Source organism: Bradyrhizobium altum (assembly GCF_020889705.1).
Taxonomy (GTDB): domain Bacteria; phylum Pseudomonadota; class Alphaproteobacteria; order Rhizobiales; family Xanthobacteraceae; genus Bradyrhizobium; species Bradyrhizobium altum.
Map to the genome: position 1 here is coordinate 1 of NZ_JACMYP010000497.1, position 2,532 is coordinate 2,532.

2 protein-coding genes are annotated in these 2,532 nt (G+C 64.1%); both read right to left on the minus strand.

Translation table 11 applies throughout. The annotated features are described in order from the left end of the window. Positions 1–360: 360 nt before the first annotated feature. On the minus strand, positions 361–1,554 hold the full coding sequence (locus H8B02_RS46805; RefSeq protein ID WP_229172447.1) for an IS91 family transposase: 1,194 nt from the start codon (positions 1,552–1,554) through the stop codon (positions 361–363). Between the two features lie 9 nt (positions 1,555–1,563). Further along, complete coding sequence (locus H8B02_RS46810; RefSeq protein WP_229172448.1) at positions 1,564–2,424, minus strand: tyrosine-type recombinase/integrase; 861 nt, start codon at positions 2,422–2,424, stop codon at positions 1,564–1,566. Positions 2,425–2,532: the final 108 nt, after the last annotated feature.

Genomic DNA, 2,532 nt, shown 5'->3' on the forward strand with positions numbered 1-2,532 from the left:
GGAATACTGGAGGGTTCAAATAGGTCCCGCGTCGCAGATCTCGCCGCAACTCCAGCGCGGGACCTATTTGAAGCTGGATTGAACGAAGCCGCGTCTTGTGAGCGCGGACCTATGGGAGCTCGATCCAGGCGCCGGTAGGCGCGAGTGACCCGACGGCGGGCCCGCGAGCGAGTGTGGCCGCAGATTGTCGCTGATGTTGGCGGCAAAGGATGCCGCCGTCGATAGCGTTGAACGGCGCGTCAAGCCCGGGCGGCTGACTATCGCCGGTTCGGCGGGCGTTGTGAGCGTGCTTGATCGTTCCGACGGAGAACGTCGGCAGGGCAACGCGTGCAGTGGGAGCGAACAAGTCGAGGTCGTCGGTCATGATGTATCGCAGCGAGGTGCTGCGCGTCGCTGCGTCGGCGCTCGCGGCACAGGCCCAATCTCGACCATGCGGCCTCCGCAGATGGGGCACAAGTCGAGGCGGTGACCAAGGAGGATGGCGCAGCGCTCACGATAGTTGACAGCTTCGGCAGGCGGAGGTGGCTGCGGCGCCTCCAGCGCCGCTCGGATGCGCGCGAGTTTGGCGGCGCGGCAGGCGTTCGCCAGGAAACCAAAATGACGGATGCGGCGGAACCCCTTCGGCAATATGTGGAGCAGAAAGCGACGAAGGAACTCCGCAGTGTCGAGCGTCATCACTTTGGATTTGTTGCCGGCGCGATAATCCTTCCACCGGAAGCGGACGTGGCCCTCGTCACAGGTAAGGAGCCGGCCGTTGGCGATCGCAACGCGATGGGTGTAGCGCCCGAGATAGGCCAGAACCTGTTCTGGTCCGCCGAAGGGACGCTTGGCGTAGACGACCCACTCGACCTTGCGGAGGGCGTTTAGATGGCGGGCGAATGCCGCGGGCTCGACGTGGTGCGCGAGATGGCCGAAGAACTGGAGCTTGGAGCCATCGAACGCCGCCTGCAGGCGCTCCAGGAATAGCCGACGATACAATCGTGACAGGACGCGAACGGGAAGGAAGAAGCCGGGGCGACAATGAACCCAGCTTCCGTTAGGAGCGATCCCGCCGCCCGGCACGAGGCAATGGGCATGCGGATGATGCGTCAGGGTCTGGCCCCAGGTATGGAGAATGGCGATCATCCCGGTCTCGGCACCGAGATGCTTCGGGTCGGCGCTGATGAGACGGATCGTCTCGGCTGCTGCCTTGAGCAGGATGTCGTAGACCACCGCCTTGTTCTGCAGCGCGATGGCGGCCACGGGCGCCGGCACGGTGAAGACGACATGGAAATAGGGGACCGGCAGCAGGTCGGCCTGGCGCTCGGCGAGCCATTGGGCGCGCGCGAGCGCCTGGCACTTTGGACAGTGCCGATCGCGACAGCTGTTGTAGGCGACGCGGACCAGGCCGCAGTCGTCGCACCGCTCGACGTGGCCGCCGAGCGTCGCTGTGCGACACGCCTCGATGGCCGCCATCACGCGGCGCTGATCGGAGGACAGCCGAGGACCCTGCGCGGCACGGAACGCCCCGCCGTGGCGGCGGAGGATGTCCGCCACCTCGAGCACGGGGCGCATATGCGCAGCTCAGTCGGGTGGGATCACCCTGATGGAGAGTCCATCGAATGGACTGGTCGTGCGGGCGAGCAGATTGGTCGCAACCTGAGCGTAGCGCGCGGTCGATCCCAGGTCGGCATGTCCGAGCAAGACCTGAATGATGCGAATGTCGATCCCGCTTTCCAGGAGATGGGTCGCAAACGAGTGCCGGAGGGTATGGACAGTAATCGGCTTGGCAAGCCGAGCGCGGCGGCGGGCGGCGCGGCAGGCCGCTTGGACGCAGCGGACGCTGACATGTTCACTTGGGTCTTGGCCTGGAAACAGCCACAGCCCCGGTCGGGCTCGCATCCAATACGTACGCAGAATCTCCAGCAGTCGCGGAGAAAGCATCGCGTAACGATCCCTGCCGCCCTTGCCGTTCTCGATGTGGATCAACATTCGCTTGCTGTCGATCGAGCTCACCTTCAGGCGGACGACTTCACTAACCCGTAAGCCAGCCGCATAAGCCGTCGCCAGCACGACGCGATTGCGCGCCCCTGTAACCGCGTCCAGGAAGCGCTCGATCTCTTCGGCACCAAGGACGAGCGGGAGCTTGTCGGGCTTCTGGCCACCGATGATCCGCTCGAATGCTTCCGTCTGCCCGAGTGTGACGCCGTAGAAGAACCGCAGCGCGCAGGCCACCTGATTGATGTGGGACCACGAACGCTTTTGGCCGATGAGATGCAGTTGGTAGGCGCGGACCTGATCGAAACTCAACCGGTCCGGGGCGTAGCCGAAATGGCGGCTAAACTTTGCGATCGCATAGATATAGGATTGCTGGGTCGACGGCGACAGATTGCGGACCGTCATGTCCTCGATCATGCGCTGCCGAAGAGGGCTCATCGTAGCCATCTGGGTCTCCTGTCTTGAGAGGGGTGGTGCGAAGACCAACATCCTCTCAGACAGGACACCTCAGTTCAGCAGGCTTGCCTCCACTCCCGCGTAGCGGGTTCGTTCAAT